The organism is Vibrio clamense (assembly GCF_050337905.1).
GTDB classification, from domain to species: domain Bacteria; phylum Pseudomonadota; class Gammaproteobacteria; order Enterobacterales; family Vibrionaceae; genus Vibrio; species Vibrio cortegadensis.
In genome coordinates this window covers 260,604-277,028 of the sequence record NZ_JAKJTJ010000024.1, presented here as the reverse complement: position 1 = coordinate 277,028, position 16,425 = coordinate 260,604, and the positions used below count along the sequence as shown (strand labels likewise).

The 16,425-nt window shown below is 41.3% G+C and carries 12 protein-coding genes, 1 rRNA gene and 1 other annotated feature; of the genes, 7 read left to right on the top strand and 6 right to left on the bottom strand.

Annotated elements, in window-relative coordinates:
* The 4 genes from L4C39_RS13465 to rluD all read right to left on the bottom strand — a co-directional run.
* Nucleotides 1-256, bottom strand: a 16S ribosomal RNA gene (locus L4C39_RS13465); the annotation flags it as partial.
* 541 nt (nt 257-797) lie between these two features.
* The gene (clpB, locus tag L4C39_RS13460) at nt 798-3,374 is read right to left on the bottom strand and encodes an ATP-dependent chaperone ClpB (protein ID WP_113799318.1); all 2,577 of its coding nucleotides are present in this window, start codon (nt 3,372-3,374) and stop codon (nt 798-800) included.
* 142 nt (nt 3,375-3,516) lie between these two features.
* Nucleotides 3,517-4,242, bottom strand: a complete 726-nt coding sequence (gene pgeF, locus L4C39_RS13455; protein WP_429746354.1) for a peptidoglycan editing factor PgeF — start codon at nt 4,240-4,242, stop codon at nt 3,517-3,519.
* Complete coding sequence (rluD, locus tag L4C39_RS13450) at nt 4,242-5,216, bottom strand: 23S rRNA pseudouridine(1911/1915/1917) synthase RluD (protein ID WP_136994129.1); 975 nt, start codon at nt 5,214-5,216, stop codon at nt 4,242-4,244. Before rluD ends, pgeF begins: the two co-directional genes overlap by 1 nt.
* A 138-nt stretch (nt 5,217-5,354) precedes the next feature.
* On the opposite strand from rluD, the gene L4C39_RS13445 reads away from it, so the two are divergent.
* The 7 genes from L4C39_RS13445 (at nt 5,355) to yjjX (ending at nt 13,969) form a co-directional block, all read left to right on the top strand.
* Nucleotides 5,355-6,080, top strand: coding sequence for an outer membrane protein assembly factor BamD (locus tag L4C39_RS13445; protein ID WP_171756174.1), 726 nt, complete (start codon nt 5,355-5,357; stop codon nt 6,078-6,080).
* 143 nt (nt 6,081-6,223) lie between these two features.
* Nucleotides 6,224-7,669 (top strand): MltF family protein, encoded by a 1,446-nt coding sequence (locus tag L4C39_RS13440; RefSeq protein WP_371712735.1) that lies wholly within the window; start codon nt 6,224-6,226, stop codon nt 7,667-7,669.
* A gap of 383 nt (nt 7,670-8,052) precedes the next feature.
* Nucleotides 8,053-8,385, top strand: coding sequence for a ribosome hibernation-promoting factor, HPF/YfiA family (gene hpf, locus L4C39_RS13435; RefSeq protein ID WP_017053098.1), 333 nt, complete (start codon nt 8,053-8,055; stop codon nt 8,383-8,385).
* Between the two features lie 106 nt (nt 8,386-8,491).
* Nucleotides 8,492-8,609 (top strand) — a sequence feature (Phe leader region).
* A 13-nt stretch (nt 8,610-8,622) separates the two neighbouring features.
* Nucleotides 8,623-9,798, top strand: a complete 1,176-nt coding sequence (pheA, locus tag L4C39_RS13430) for a prephenate dehydratase (protein ID WP_429746351.1) — start codon at nt 8,623-8,625, stop codon at nt 9,796-9,798.
* 96 nt (nt 9,799-9,894) lie between these two features.
* Nucleotides 9,895-10,983 carry an ABC transporter substrate-binding protein gene (locus tag L4C39_RS13425; RefSeq protein WP_429746349.1) on the top strand — a complete coding sequence of 363 codons (1,089 nt, stop codon included), beginning with the start codon at nt 9,895-9,897 and terminating at the stop codon, nt 10,981-10,983.
* A 135-nt stretch (nt 10,984-11,118) separates the two neighbouring features.
* Nucleotides 11,119-13,434 carry a putative bifunctional diguanylate cyclase/phosphodiesterase gene (locus tag L4C39_RS13420; protein ID WP_261888518.1) on the top strand — a complete coding sequence of 772 codons (2,316 nt, stop codon included), beginning with the start codon at nt 11,119-11,121 and terminating at the stop codon, nt 13,432-13,434.
* A 7-nt stretch (nt 13,435-13,441) separates the two neighbouring features.
* A complete protein-coding gene (gene yjjX / locus L4C39_RS13415) occupies nt 13,442-13,969 on the top strand; it encodes an inosine/xanthosine triphosphatase (protein ID WP_136994125.1) in 528 nt (175 codons plus the stop codon).
* A 162-nt stretch (nt 13,970-14,131) separates the two neighbouring features.
* On the opposite strand, the gene trpR is transcribed toward yjjX, so the two are convergent.
* Complete coding sequence (trpR, locus tag L4C39_RS13410; protein ID WP_429746346.1) at nt 14,132-14,437, bottom strand: trp operon repressor; 306 nt, start codon at nt 14,435-14,437, stop codon at nt 14,132-14,134.
* 57 nt (nt 14,438-14,494) lie between these two features.
* Nucleotides 14,495-16,390, bottom strand: coding sequence for a murein transglycosylase (gene sltY, locus L4C39_RS13405; RefSeq protein ID WP_429746368.1), 1,896 nt, complete (start codon nt 16,388-16,390; stop codon nt 14,495-14,497).
* Between the last annotated feature and the right edge of the window lie 35 nt (nt 16,391-16,425).

The following is a 16,425-nucleotide window of genomic DNA, read 5'->3' as shown; positions in this document are numbered from 1 at the left end:
ACCAACTAGCTAATCCCACCTAGGCATATCCTGACGCGAGAGGCCCGAAGGTCCCCCTCTTTGGCCCGAAGGCATTATGCGGTATTAGCCATCGTTTCCAATGGTTATCCCCCACATCAGGGCAATTTCCTAGGCATTACTCACCCGTCCGCCGCTCGACGCCGAAGTAGCAAGCTACTTCTCGTTTCCGCTCGACTTGCATGTGTTAGGCCTGCCGCCAGCGTTCAATCTGAGCCATGATCAAACTCTTCAATTAAAGTTTTTTGCATCCTAAGATGCGGCTCAATGAATACTGACTTTAAATTACCTTAGTAAATTAAAGCTATTACCATTCCAACAGAATGGTAATGAATTGACTGTGCCAAGTTCTAAGAACTTGTATTGGTCACTCAGTTCATTGATATCTTTTGTTTCGACTTAATTTACTTTCGCTTTAAAAAGCGAAAACAAACAGTACGAAACTAGTGATTATCATCAACGAGTGCCCACACAGATTGATAGGTCTAAATTGTTAAAGAGCTTGTTTCGAGCTTTGCTCAAAACGGACGGCCATTTTAGCTAGATAAGTCATTGTGTCAAACACTTTTTATCTTAACTTGGCTGCCTCAGTTGAACATTGAAACTAAGATAAGTTTCCCTGTCAACGGAGGCGCATTATAGGCAGTTGGTCATCAAAGGCAAGGGTAAAAACCAAATAAATCATTCCCCACAGTCGGTTCGGCTAGAATTCAACCAGAGCGATGAAAAATAGGCCATAAATGGGTAAGAATCCCCTTTATTTAATGCCGTAATATTAATTATGCTTGATGAGCTACAATTTTATCTTTGCTTACTAAAAGCTGTACTTTTTTATCTGAATCTATTTTTCCAGCCAATATTGCCTTAGCCAATGGATTTTCGACACTCTGTTGAATCGCCCTCTTGAGTGGACGAGCACCAAATACTGGGTCAAACCCTACTTCAGCAATTAATTCCAATGCTTTATTTGACACTTCAAGCTCATATCCACTCTCTTCCATTCGATGAGCCAATCTATCAAGCTGAATAGAAGCGATAGATTTAATATGCTCTTTGCCTAACGGATGGAATACGACCGTTTCATCTACTCGGTTTAGAAACTCAGGTCGGAAGTGTTTATTAACCACTTCCATAACTTCATGTTTTATTCCTGAATAGTCTAGAACCGAAAAATTATCTTGAATACGATCTGAACCTAGGTTCGATGTCATGATCACAACAGTATTTCGGAAATCAACGGTACGACCTTGTCCGTCAGTTAATCGACCATCATCCAATACTTGGAGTAATATATTAAAGACATCAGGGTGAGCTTTCTCTACTTCATCAAGTAAAATGACAGAATATGGTTTACGACGAACGGCTTCGGTTATATAGCCGCCTTCTTCATATCCTACATATCCTGGAGGTGCTCCAACTAAACGCGCAACAGAGTGCTTCTCCATAAACTCAGACATATCAATTCGAATCATGGCGTCTTCACTATCGAACATAAAGTTGGCTAATGTCTTGCACAGTTCAGTTTTACCTACCCCTGTTGGTCCCAAAAATAGAAATGAACCTATTGGCTTGTTCGGATCGGACAAACCTGCACGGCTACGACGAATCGCATCAGATATCGCCTCAACCGCTTCTACCTGACCAATAACTCGTTTATGTAATACCTCTTCCATGCGAAGAAGCTTCTCTTTTTCCGCTTCCAACATCTTAGAGACAGGAATGCCAGTCTGTTTCGATAATACTTCTGCAATTTCAGCGTCTGTCACTTTATTTCTGAGTAGCGTCATCTCCTGCATTTCAGCTTGAGTGGCCAAATCTAGTTGCTTCTCTAACTCCGGAATTCTCCCGTACTGTAACTCTGACATCCGATTTAAATCGCCCGCACGACGAGCAAAATCCATATCCATTCGAGCTTGTTCGAGCTCAGACTTTATATGCTGCGTTCCAGAAAGAGCGGCTTTTTCTGCATTCCACACCTCTTCTAGTTCAGCAAAATCACGCTCTTTCACTTTCAACTCAGAGTTAATCGTGTTTAGACGCTTCTCACTTGCGTCATCATGTTCGTTAAATAGTGCTTGCTGCTCTATCTTCAGTTGAATAATTTTTCGTTCTAATTTATCGAGTGACTCTGGTTTTGAGTCTATTTGCATTCGGATACTCGATGCTGCTTCATCGATTAAATCGATCGCTTTATCTGGTAATTGGCGATCCGACACATAACGATGCGATAAACTTGCTGCCGATACGATGGCTGGATCAGTGATTTCCACATGATGATGAAGCTCATAACGTTCTTTTAAGCCACGTAAAATAGCGACGGTATCTTCTACGCTCGGTTCATCAACAATCACTTTTTGAAAACGGCGCTCTAATGCAGGATCTTTCTCAAGGTACTTACGATATTCATCTAAGGTTGTCGCCCCAACACAGTGCAGTTCACCACGAGCGAGTGCAGGTTTTAGCATATTCCCTGCATCCATAGAGCCTTCGCCTTTACCTGCACCGACCATGGTATGAAGCTCATCAATGAAAAGAATGATGTTACCTTCTTCTTTTGATAGCTCATTGAGTACCGATTTTAGGCGCTCTTCAAACTCACCTCGATATTTCGCCCCAGCAACCAATGAACCCATATCAAGAGAAAGTACTCGACGACCGCGAAGACCTTCTGGAACTTCATTATTGATGATTCGTTGCGCTAACCCTTCGACAATCGCAGTTTTACCCACGCCAGGCTCACCAATAATGACCGGGTTATTCTTAGTTCGGCGCTGTAATACTTGTATCGTTCTACGAATTTCATCATCTCTGCCAATTACAGGATCAAGTTTTCCTTGTTCCGCACGCTCAGTAAGATCTATCGTGAACTTCTCTAATGCTTGTCTTTTATCTTCAGCATTTTGATCATCGACTTTTTGACCACCACGGATCTGCTCAATCGCTTGAGAAAGCTTTAACTCTGTGAGTCCTAGCTCTTTTAGTAACTTGCCAAGCGGGCCTCTATCTTCAATGGCTGCTAGAAGAAAGATTTCAGAAGATATAAAACTATCTTGTCGCTTCTGGGCTACCTTATCGCACAGGTTAAATAGCACACCCATGGCACTAGACAGCTGAACATCACCACCGATACCACTCACTTTTGCCACTCTGTCGAGCATTTCGCTTAATTTTGAACGAAGCTGAACAATATCGATGTCTAACATCGTTAGGAGTGGACGAATCGCACTACCATCTTGGTTAAGCAGCGATACCATAAGGTGAACAGGTTCTATATATTGATGATCTCGACCTAAGGCCAATGACTGAGCATCAGAAATTGCTATTTGGAATTTACTTGTAAAACGATCAAGGCGCATATCTATCTCCATACCTCAATGAGATAATTCTTATAAACAAAGATGGATACGATAATAGAGATTTTCAAGAGGGAGAGAGTGCCTTTCAGCAATAAGTTATTGGCAATCAAATTTTGGAGGTTAAATTCTGAGAAATGACGTTTTATTCAATCCAGATAAAGGCGGCTTGGCGACCGGTAATACCATCACGTCGATAAGAATAAAAACTATCTGCGTCGCGATACGTACATAGATTGCTGTTAAAGACAGATTGAACACCAGCTCGATTTAATCTTTGCGTTGCAAGCAACCCAATATCCGCTAAATATTTATTTGCTTGAGATTGAGGTCGAAAAGCCTCAATAGCATGCTCATCAAACTCAACGAATGCATTCACAACATCATCACCAACTTCAAACGCACTTTTTCCTATCGCAGGGCCAAGCCAAGCAATAACTTCACCATCAAACTTTTCTACTGCATTTTCTAAAATACCATTAGCTAATCCACGCCAACCAGCATGAACAGCTGCGACTTGTGAACCTTGGGTATTCGTTAATAACACAGGGAGGCAATCTGCCGTCATAGCAGAGCAAACAACATTGGACTGCTGGGTAAATAGCCCATCAGCATCTAATATTGACTCAGTAGGAGAGCCTATATTCAATACCGTTGTCGAGTGTGTTTGATTCAACCATATTGGGTTAGACGGCATATTCGAGTGCTTAACTAACCTATTACGGTTCTGAATAACGATAGATTCATCATCCCCCACATGAGTACCTAAATTTAAGCCTTTATATACCCCATTCGACACGCCATCGAAGCGAGTCGAACTGAAAGCTTTAATATTTTTAGGTGCACTCCACTGAGGGATGATTAACTTCATTAAATATCTTCAGAGAAGTTTTCTTTCGCATCAACACGTAACGCTTCTGCCATTTCGATCATATCGTCAGGCACAGGAGCATGAAACTCCATTGTCTCATCCGTTACTGGATGATCAAACTTAAGCATAACCGCATGTAACGCTTGACGATCAAACCCACGGATCATGTCAGTCAACTCTTGAGAGGCATCTTTAGGGATGCGAGCTCTACCGCCGTAAGCAATATCACCTAATAAAGGATATTGAAGGTAAGACATATGTACACGAATTTGGTGAGTACGACCTGTCTCTAGACGTAAACGAATACGAGTATGCTCACGGAAATGCTCCGCAACACGGTAGTGAGTTACCGCAGGTTTACCCATTTCATTAACGGCCATAAGAACACGCTTCGTAGTATGACGGCCAATCGGCTTTTCTATCATGCCACCAGCGGTCATTTTACCAATCGCAATCGCTTCATATTCACGGGTAATACGACGCTTCTGCAAAGCACGAACTAAACGAGTTTGTGCTGGTACGGTTTTCGCAACCACCATCAAACCTGTCGTATCTTTATCCAGACGATGCACAATACCAGCACGTGGCACTTCAGCAATTTGTGGATAATGGAATAACAACGCATTTAATACCGTACCATCAGGAGTACCTGCACCAGGATGAACGACAAGACCACGAGGCTTATTGATTACCAAGATGTCGTCATCTTCATAAACAATATCTAGTGCAATATCTTGTGCTTCCCAACGCTCTTCGTCTTCAAGTTCAGCATGCACGATGATCTCTTCACCGCCCATAACTCTGATACGTGGTTTAGTTATAACAACGCCATCGACTTGGATTTTGCTGTCTAAAATCCACTCTTTTACACGCGAGCGGGAAAAATCTGAGAAAAGTTCAGCGACTGCTTGGTCTAAACGTTGACCAAGTTGGCTGTCTTTTACTGTATCTGTTAGTGTGATCTGCTGAGCCATATCGAACTTTTTTAAAAACCGTGAGACTAATACCCATGAGTATGGATAGAATAGGACAATTGCATCATTGTATCTGTTACTGATAAGAAAGTAACGGAAGCTTACGAAATATTTAAATTCAAGGAATCGACTCCTGACATGAAACGCCAAACTTTATCAGGCTTATTAGCTATATCACTGCTGGCTGGATGTTCTAGTAGTGAAGAAATTGTACCTGATGTGCCACCATCAGAGCTCTATTCAGAAGCGCAAATATCATTACAAAGTGGTAGCTGGTTTACTGCAATAGAAAAACTTGAAGCGTTAGACTCTCGTTATCCATTTGGAGCATACTCTGAACAGGTTCAACTTGATCTTATTTATGCTTACTACAAAAACGATGATCTCGCTCTAGGTTTAGCCACGATTTCTCGCTTCCTTCGCCTAAACCCGACACATGAGAAGGCGGACTGGGTACTGTATATGCGAGGTTTGACACACATGGCTCAAGACCGAAACTTCATGCATGATCTATTGAGCATTGACCGTTCGGATCGCGATCCAGAGCCAGTAAAATTAGCGTTTGCTGACTTTAAAAAACTATTGCAGCGTAGCCCTGAAAGCCCTTACGCAGAAGATGCACAAAAACGCATGTTCGCTTTAAAAAATCGTCTTGCTGAATATGATTTAGCAACCGCTGATTTTTACTTACGCCGTGAAGCATGGATTGCTGCGATCAATCGCTGCCAAGAGCTACAAAAAACATATCCTGATACAGTAGCCGCCCGAAAATCACTCAATATTCAGCTTCAAGCTTATAAAGAGTTAGGGTTGGAAGACGCCATTGCACGAACAGAAGCGTTGATAGAATTAAATCCAATTTAACTTAAACTCGTTGAATGACACCGTTAAGCCGCTTGATTATTAAGCGGCTTTTTTATGTCTATCGACTGACAAACTTGCTGGATAGTTGTTCAATACGTATGATAAATGTAATGATTTAACAAAGTATCAACATGGAGGTTGGTGTGAAAAAATTACTTTTACTGCTCGTTATCACGATATTCATTCCTCCCAAAGGACTCGCTTTAGAGCTATCGCCTTTGAGCAAAGAACCGTATGTGGGTGACTTTGATCGTCTATCAAAACGGAATGTCATACGAGTTCTTGTCTCTGCTGATCTAGGTTTTTACTATGTTGAAGCAGGAAAGCCGAAAGGCATCATTGCTGAAATGCTATACCATTTTGAGAAACAACTTAAAAAACAGTCTCAATATTTAAATGTTCAAATTATTCCAGTTCAACGTGATGATTTATTACCCTCACTGACTAGCGGCTACGGTGATGTGGCAGTCGCCAATTTAACCATCACCGACAAGCGGTTAGAAATTATCGATTTCAGTAACCCTGTTATCAACAATATCCAAGAGATCATCGTTACCAACAAAGATCATCCTCAAATAACCGCTATCGAACAACTCAGTGGTAAAGAGGTTTGGGTGCGAGCCAGCTCTAGTTATTTTGAAAGCCTTCAAGTTATCAATCAAAAACTCGACCAGCAAGGTTTGGCCCCTGTCACCGTGCAGTTCATTGAAGAGACGCTACAGGATTATGAACTTATCGAAATGGTTAACCAGGGGTACATCAATGCCACTATCTTAGATAGTCATAAAACTAAGTTATGGCTTAATGTGATGGAAAATATCCAAATTCATCCGCAACTCCCACTAAGAGAAAATGGTGAGATAGCATGGGCACTACGCCAAAACAGCCCGAAGCTCAAAGCGACACTCAATAAATACATTAAGACTGCAAAATCGGGCACACTTCTGGGCAACGTTATTTATGACAAATATATAGACAACACTCGATGGCTAAGTCGTGCTTTAAATCCAAAGAAAATCGCCAAACTTAATCATATATCAGAGCTCTTCAGCCAATACTCAAGTCAATATGAATTTGAACCGCTAATGATCTCAGCACAGGCATATCAGGAGTCCGGGTTAGACCAAAGTAAAGTGTCGCACCGAGGCGCAGTCGGTATTATGCAAGTGCTCCCAAGTACCGCAAAAGATCCTTATGTCAACATTCCAGACATCTATCAATTAGAGAATAATATTCATGCTGGGGTGAAATATATGAGATTTATTAAAGATCGCTATTTTTCAGATAATGACATGAGTGTTGATGATCAAATCTATTTTTCGTTAGCAGCCTATAATGCAGGGCCAGCTCAAATAAGACGAATCCGCAAACTAGCTCTAAAGCATGGTTATGATCCTAATGTGTGGTTTAAAAATGTAGAAGTGATTGCCCGACGTAACATCGGAAGGGAGCCCGTTCATTATGTTGCCAACATCAATCGATATTACGTGGTATACAAACAACTCGCTGCCATTCAAAAAGTACGAGATAAAGGAAATGCAGTACTTTTGAAGGATAACCAAGTGAGGTTTATGGACATGTCTCCATAGTAATCAAGCTACAATGACTAAAATGCAAAAATGCCGCTCAATCAAATGACGAGCGGCATTTTAACATTCAAATGTATAACTTATGAGCATCAGTGAATCTGTATCACATTTAGGCTCTGAGCGTTTATTCATCATCAAAATATTCAGGCTGTAAAAACTCCCCAAAAATGATGAATTTTCAGCGTATTACCCTTACCAATCTATCTTGTTTTTTTTTGATAACAAGGTATTTCAGCAGAAAATAAAGAAAGATTTGCGTAAGATCACATTTAATTTCACCGCCCTATAATCCGCACCAAAGAGTGATCTACATCACATTTATTTAGCTTTATATCCGTAATCTGGAGTTAACCCATGAGGGATGACACAGAGGAAAACTCAATATGAAAGTACAAATCACTGGTAAAAACATCGACATCACCTCTGCAATTCGTGAGCACATTGAAGCTAAATTTAAGAAACTAGAGAAGTGGCAAGTAGACATCATTGGTTGTCAAACAAGCTTTAGCGAAGAGCCAAATAAACAGAAAAAATTCGAGGCTATTATCACGGTTCCTAAAGGACAACTTGTTGCTTCCGCTGTAAACGAAGATCTATATAAAGCGGTTAATGAAGTAGAACAAAAACTAGAACGCCAACTGAATAAACTACGCCACAAACCAGAAGCTCGTCGTTCTGAAAAACCTGAGATAGAAGAAGCTGAAGAAGTCGAATAAAAAATAAGGATTTAAGATAGCGCCTACAGGCGCTATTTTTTTGCTTGACGCCTTATCCCTGCTTGCTTATTGTGTTTAAACATTCAGCGATAAATTACTATTTATGCATACCAAACAACTGTTCTTTTTTGACTTATTTTTTCTTCCATAACTGGGGGCGAACTCGTTTTCGAAAGAAAAGTCAAAAACGAACAGAAGCCTCCCAAAATGGGGGGCTTTTTTATAAGGACAATTTTAATGACTGACAGCCATATCTCTCTTGATGAGATCCGTTTACGACTCAATGAACTTGATGACCAACTTCTGAGCCTATTCTCAGAACGCCGTAAACTCAGTATTGAAGTTGCTAAAAGCAAAGTAGAAACATCCAAACCAGTACGCGACGCTTCTCGCGAACAGCAACTGTTAGTCAAATTAATCAACAACGGCAAAAATAAGTATGATCTTGATGCTCAATACATCACTAAGCTTTTTCATACCATTATTGAAGACTCCGTATTGCTGCAACAATCTTACTTACAAAATTTAGCGAATCCTCAAAATAGAAAACCTTTAGCCCGAGTAGCGTTTCTTGGTTCAAAAGGATCGTATTCACACCTTGCAAGCCGTGAATATTTCAGCCGTAAAAATATGGAGCTTGTTGAGCTCAATTGCGATCACTTTAAAGATGTCGCCAATACCGTAGAGTCTGGCCACGCTGATTACGGAGTGTTGCCAATAGAGAACACCAGCTCAGGCTCAATTAATGAAGTCTATGACCTTCTGCAGCACACCACTTTGTATATTGTTGGCGAACTCACCCAACCCATTGAGCACTGCCTTGTGGCAACAGAAGAGATCCGAATCGAACAAATTAAAACCCTCTACTCACACCCTCAGCCGCACCAACAATGCAGTGAGTTCTTGAGCAGAATGAAAGGCGTGAAATTAGAGTCATGTGTGAGCACAGCCGATGCGATGCAAAAAGTAAAAGAGTTAAATCGCACCGATGTGGCCGCGATTGGAAACTCATCAAGTGGCAAGCTGTATGGATTGCAATCCATTCAAGGCAACATCGCCAATCAAACTGAAAACCATACACGATTCATTGTGGTTGCTCGTAAACCCGTTGAAGTTTCACCGCAGATCCCGGCAAAGACAACGCTCATCATGTCGACGTCACAACAGGCGGGCTCTCTAGTTGAGACGCTACTGGTACTACAGCGTTATGGCATTAACATGAATAAATTGGAGTCACGACCAATCATGGGCAACCCATGGGAAGAGATGTTTTATGTCGATTTAGAATCTCACTTAGACTCTATAGAGATGCAACAAGCTATTGTGGAGTTAACCAAAATAACTCGCCACCTGAAAGTTTTAGGCTGCTACCCTAGCGAAAATGTAAAACCGACTCAGGTGAAACTTACGTAGCCTGCACAACGTAACTTTCGCAGGTACGTAAAACGTAAATAACGAGATAAGCAGACAATTATTTCTGTAACGAACCGTTTTGATATAGGGAACTAAATGAAATCATTCTTTACAGCAATCAACTGTTTGCTTGTCATATTTTTGCATACTGGTAAAGCTTACGCTCAAGAAGATCCACAAACACTCACCATTTTTAACTGGCAATATTACCTATCTGAACCGGTGATTGATTTATGGGAGCAGGAAACCAATGTCAAAATAAAGCAGATCTATTTTGATAGTGACACCGACAGAGATCGAATTATCAATCAACTGCAAGGGAATGAGGTTGATATTGCTGTACTCGATGAAGTAGCGACTCGTAACTTTACCCGCAATAACAAGTTATTAGACCTAACAACCACGGACAGTTTAACCAATTTGTCCTACGTACCAAAAATTTGGAAGAATCAGTGCAGTTCCAACGCCGTGCCCTATTTCTGGGGGACTTTAGGGTTAATTTACCGTAAAGACATCTACCCGATACCACCGAAGACATGGCGTGCTTTACTCTATCCGCAATCTTATTCCAAAAATATGCAACAGCGGAATATTGGCATGCTGGCAGACTATAGCGATATGTTGATGCCCTCTCTATTTTTAAGAGGCTTGTCTATCCATGAATCCAATAAGGAAGACTTAACTCAAGTCTATGCTGAGCTTCAACAGCAAATTCCATTCGTCAGAACCTATGAGTATATTTTGACTTACTTAATGCATAACCCCCAAGAAATGGCGAACATTCATTTAGCTCTCGCCTATAGCGGGGATACGCAGGTACTCAATCATTTAGGTTCTCACTACCAGTGGGGCTATACCGTTCCAAAAGAGGGAACAGTATTATGGGTCGATTGCTTAGCGGTTTTGAAGTCATCAAAAAAACCTCAACTGGCGCTCTCATTTATTAATTTTTTGCATCGTCCAAACATTGCAGCGATAAATGCGAGAGAACTTGGCAATTCCACCACAAACTCTAAAGCAATCACATTACTAGAAGCCGAAGGTGACCACTCTCAATCACTCTATCCAGATATGAGCATCATCCAACGCTCACAATTTTATTCAACACAGGACAATGCATCGATGACGCTTAGAAGCCGGATACGCAACGCCATAATCAAAGAACATAGTAGCCAAATAGAATAAGTATTCACCATTCAGATGAGAATAAAACCGTACTTTCATTAGCTTAGAGTGCTATTATTTTATAAACCAAGTGCTAAGACCTACCAACAGCATGGTATTACATTCCCCAAATAAGGTAACTTGTATTTATTCGTTATGAAGTTAAGTAAACGTATACTTCTTTTAATCGCACCTGTAATTATCATTAGTGCCGCAGCCTCTAGCTATATTATTTACGCTAGCCAAAAGGATGCTCTTATTAAACGAGAAGACAGTTATTTACAGCTCAATATGGAAAAGTTGGCAGGTCATTTTCGTCAAGCTCGCTCATTTCTAAACAGCTACGCCTACACCTTGACCAAGAGTGACATCATTCGGCAATACTTTCTTAACGCACAAAATCCATATCGTGAGCTTGAGCTCATCGAAAATTTGCAGGAAACCATAAAAGTATTGCAAGCAGGAGACAGTAGCTTCTCTTCTTTGGCGATCCTAGATAGTAATCAAGATCTCCTTTATTATGCTGAAAATAGCACCGATCCTTTCGCTGAAATTGATCCTGCGATACTTCACCATGTAAAACAGAAATACCAAACATCATTGGCCGCTTCGGACATCAATTATGTCTTAAGTTCTCAAGGTGACGGTATGCTAGTTCGCTATGAAGTACTAGACAAAAGAACCATTGCTCGTCCACTGATTAAACAACAAGACGATATTTTTTTCGTCGTCGTATCCGTTTCATTAGACAAATTCAATACGCTACGAAGGCAGATCGAGTTTGATAACCAAACTAGCATCTTCGCATCTTCCGAGCCAATTAATACCAACAAAGGGCTCACTCAGTCTATTAAACTCGCCAATGATTTATACATCACGGTCGATCCTGCTCAATTTATTCTCAATAACAAGCTGCAAGATATTTGGCGTCAACTTATTCTATCTTTTGGGACTTCGGCATTAATAACGGTATTGTTGCTACTTATTCTTCTCTACCGTTATGTGATAAATCCAATAACTCGTTTAGATAAGCAACTCCAACAAGTTGAAAAAAAACAGCGTGACAATATCCAACCACTCAATACCAATGATGAGATGGGACGGTTATCCACACGCTTCTATGACATGTATAACGAACTCGATAATACGTATCGAAAAACCAAAACATTAGCTGAAAACGATCACCTAACCAAGCTTGCGAACCGTCATCAGTTTCAGAATTACGCGAATAGTATACTTAGCTCCCCATTAGCAAGTTGTAATATATGGGTCCTGTATATTGATTTGGATAACTTCAAGTTCGTTAATGACCAATATGGACATCAGGTGGGTGACTCTTTGCTGGTTGAATTTGCTGAACAAGTGACTCGCTTATGTGATGATTTTAGCCATCAATATGGGACCAAGAGCCTTGCTTCACGCCTATCTGGTGATGAATTTGCCATCTTTATCTGCTCACCAAATAACTTTAAAGATGCCGCAAAAGCCTTTGCTGAGCAAATTTTAGCGCCTCTTCAGGGCGGGTTTAAATCTGAATTTGGTAGTTTTCCGATCACCGCAAGTATTGGCGTCGCCACTTATCCTTTGGATGGTGACCATATTGAAAAACTCTTATCGAATGCTGATACTGCCATGTATCAAGCGAAGCGTGCGGGTAAAAACCAATTCGCTCACTACTCTCTTGACCTCGATAAAATAGTTCAGCGACGCTCGAATATCGAACGAGCATTAAGAGCTCATCAATATATCGATGAGTTCAGCCTCGTATTTATGCCCTACCTAAATACTCAAGGTACTGAAGTGATTGGTGTTGAAGCTCTGTTGAGGTGGCATTCCGAACAACTTGGGTTCATTTCACCTGATGAATTCATTCCCATTGCAGAACAAACGGGGTTATTTGAAGAGATTGACCGCTGGGTAATCGCACAATCTTTTGCTCGCTTTGATCAATTACAAACAGCGTTTGATATTCCTGTTCAGTTGTCGATTAACTTATCTTCAGCTGAGCTTAGTAGTACAAAACTAGCCATGTTTATCGAAGAGCACGCTCAACAATATGGTATTCCACGCCATTTGATCGACTTTGAAATAACGGAAACTTTTGCAGCAGATTCAAAAGGGTTCCCACTACTGTATAAATTATCCAAATTAGGCTACAACCTCGCCATTGATGATTTTGGTTCAGGCTATACTTCGATAACTCAACTTGTGCAATACCCTGTACAAAAGATTAAGTTCGATCGACTCTTTTTAGAAACGTTAGTCGCAACGAATAATCAGAACGTAATCAAACCACTTATTGAGTTGTGCCATGCGCAATCTAAAACCGTAACGGCTGAAGGCATTGAAACCCAAGAGATGCATGAATGGCTTGCAGATCAACAATGTGACTTTATGCAAGGCTACTATTTTGGAAAACCAATGGATATTGATCAGCTATCGATTTGGTATCAACAGCTAAAAGGACTCTAAACCTGTCATGAAAACCGTAATTATCACCTCTCTTAACCCTGCAAAAATCAATGCGGTCAAAAGTGCATTTCAAGCAGCCTTCCCTACTGAAACTTTTGAGTTTGAAGGTGTCAGCGTAGCAAGCGAAGTGGCTGATCAACCAATGACGGATCAAGAGACTCATGATGGAGCCCTTAATCGAGTACGCAATGCGAAACAAATTAATTCGAATGCTGACTACTTTGTTGGTTTAGAAGCGGGAATTGAGGGCAGTGTAACTTTTGCGTGGATGGTGATTGAATCAGCGACTCATCGAGGTGAGTCTCGCTCAGCCAGTTTGATGTTGCCGCCTGAAGTCATTGAGAAACTAAAAACAGCAAATGAGCTAGGCGACGTAATGGATGAAGTGTTTTCAACGGATAATATTAAGCAGAAAGGCGGGGCAATTAGCTTGCTGACTCAAGACCAATTGACTCGCAGCTCTGTTTATCACCAAGCGCTCATATTGGCACTGATCCCGTTCACTAATCCTACTCACTTCCCTGCGAATCTGTAAGCGAGTTCGCAACTCTCGATACACGTTTATTCTTCGTACCACAATATGCTGCAAACGAACAAACGATGTTAGACAGATGCTAGTAAATGGAAGATAGCAAAAAGCACTCGCCGCTTGACGAGTGCTTTTTATATTTAGACTTTATATCATAGAAAGATAAAACTAAGCGTTCTTGTTGGTTAACATCAACTCTGCTAATTTCGTTTTTTCTTCCTCTGACTTACTTTTCAATTCATTAGAACCTCTAGTGATTGTTGCAATACCCACCCCGAGCACTTGGCTAATCTGTCTCTGAGATAGATCTCCTTTTAACAGCTCACAGAAGATATTTACTCTCGCCACTAAAGCATCTCTTTCATCTGGAGTCATCATCATGGTAAGTAGCATCTGTTGCTGATCTTGCTCAGACGCCTCTTTCACTAAGCTCATTAACTGTTGCCAATCACTATATTCTGGTTCTGATGCCATATTGTTTTCACCTTTACTTACTTATCTCTATTGTAAAGTTTTAGCGCCACTTTTAAATTAATATTTTGCGTTACTCTCTTCATCACTCAAGAAGGTTCCTTCTACCCCTAAAATATCTCGATAGTAGGTCTCGAACATCAAAATATTTTGCACATATCCACGAGTCTCTTTAAACGGTATCGCTTCAATAAACGCGTAAGCGTCAAGTTCTCCCCCCGTTCGAGATCGCCATGTTTTCACTCGGTGAGGGCCCGCATTATAGGCCGCGAGAGCAAAAATTCTATTATGGCCATATTGCTCTAGCAAACCATCTAAGTAGTGACTTCCTATTTCAATATTCTTACCGACTTCATACAGGTCATCTTTTCCTTGGTAATTTATCCGGTACTTTTTCGCAGTATATTTAGCCGTTGCAGGCATAATCTGCATGATTCCTCTTGCACCTACAGGAGAACGAGCTTCAATATCCAACGCACTCTCCTGACGAGCTAATGACATAAGTGTTATCGGGTTTATGTCGTGCTTTTCACCATAGAAATTAAACCACCAGCGGTGAGCAATAGGGAAACGTAAATGCGTGTTATCCCACATCCGAGCTGAGATCGTGGCCGTTACCGTTAAGTGGTGCCAACCTTGTACTGCTGCATACGCGGCTAACATCTCTTTCTCATCACTCGATACATAGCTAAGCAGCCAGCGCCATTCACTTTTCGCGGCCGCAATTTTATCGAGATCAATAAGCTCTCGAATTCGCTCTAATGCCATTCGATGAGGATTCACCATCGCCTTATCTAGCACAAGAGTCGTCGTAGGGTAGTTTATCGACTGCTTGACAGCGTTCGCAGCAGCCACACTGTAGAAGTTACGTTTTCCAACGAGTTTTTTTAAACGCTGCTGCCCTTTTACCTTCTCACCAAGCTCAATCTCAGATCGTCCTTGCCAATATTGCCATCGAATAGCGCTCTGCTTCACCTCAGGTAATCGTGCAATCCAGCGCTGGACACCTTGCCAATCTGCATGCTGAATCGCTAAGCGAACTCTTCTCTCTAGCAAGACAACCCGCTCTGTTTTTAATAGAACCTGATCTCTCCATTTCGCTAACTCATCGGAATCGGTATTGGTTAATCGAAATGCCACATATTCTGCGAGTTGCTGTGATTTTTGAGATGACAACTTCTGAGCGTTAACCACTTTAGGCAATGCTTTTTGTGCTGCGGAGACATCCTTACGGGCAAGTTTTTTAAAGGCGAATTCCGTTTGTGATCGGTAGAAATCCGACGCCTCATGCTGCTTAGCAAACTGAGTGACGCTCTCCGGCTTTCTATACAGAGCTTTCATCGCTTCCGCTTGTTTCTTTGCCGCATCGGACTTTGGTAACTTCATCAGATAAGTCATCAACTTTCCGTTCCGAGCTTCAAACGCAAGCAACATGCGATCTAAAATCAATGCGTCACTACGAAGCCCTGCCTCTTCCCATTGCTCAAATAGAGGATCACATTGGTCTGCAATACCTTGCCCACTTAGCCACAGTTTCTCAGCACCTGAAAACGCGGCCTCTTTCTGGTTATCCATCCACAATGCATGATAATAAATACACTGGTAACTCTCACCCTTAGGCTCCTGAGTTTGAAAAGTTAATAATGTTTGCCACTGGCCTTGCTTGGCTAAAACTTCCAAGTAAGGAGCTCGAATTCTAGATGAAAACGGCAGTAATCGGTTTTTCTCAATAAAATTGTCGACTTCTGGGGGTGTCTTATTACTCAGCTGAGCCAAAAATGCACGATAGTCGGTGTAAGGGGTCAGAGGATAAGTCGCAATCGTACTGCGTAAAGCTTGGTACTCTTCCACCTTTTTCTTATCTAATAAATCTTGAGCTTTTTCATAGTTCACTCGTTGTAATTCCCGTTCAGAAACGGTTTTTGCTGCGACACCATGACTGACCATGACACTCATAAGAAGGCTTGAAGAAATCACTTTCGCTATCGTCG

Coding starts and splice junctions, on each gene's coding strand:
- clpB (WP_113799318.1), bottom strand. CDS start 3,374: ATGCGCCTTGATCGTTTTACAAGTAAATTCCAAATAGCAATTTCTGAT.
- pgeF (WP_429746354.1), bottom strand. CDS start 4,242: ATGAAGTTAATCATCCCTCAGTGGAGTGCACCTAAAAATATTAAAGCT.
- rluD (WP_136994129.1), bottom strand. CDS start 5,216: ATGGCTCAGCAGATCACACTAACAGATACAGTAAAAGACAGCCAACTT.
- L4C39_RS13445 (WP_171756174.1), top strand. CDS start 5,355: ATGAAACGCCAAACTTTATCAGGCTTATTAGCTATATCACTGCTGGCT.
- hpf (WP_017053098.1), top strand. CDS start 8,053: ATGAAAGTACAAATCACTGGTAAAAACATCGACATCACCTCTGCAATT.
- pheA (WP_429746351.1), top strand. CDS start 8,623: ATGACTGACAGCCATATCTCTCTTGATGAGATCCGTTTACGACTCAAT.
- L4C39_RS13425 (WP_429746349.1), top strand. CDS start 9,895: ATGAAATCATTCTTTACAGCAATCAACTGTTTGCTTGTCATATTTTTG.
- L4C39_RS13420 (WP_261888518.1), top strand. CDS start 11,119: ATGAAGTTAAGTAAACGTATACTTCTTTTAATCGCACCTGTAATTATC.
- yjjX (WP_136994125.1), top strand. CDS start 13,442: ATGAAAACCGTAATTATCACCTCTCTTAACCCTGCAAAAATCAATGCG.
- trpR (WP_429746346.1), bottom strand. CDS start 14,437: ATGGCATCAGAACCAGAATATAGTGATTGGCAACAGTTAATGAGCTTA.
- sltY (WP_429746368.1), bottom strand. CDS start 16,390: ATGAGTGTCATGGTCAGTCATGGTGTCGCAGCAAAAACCGTTTCTGAA.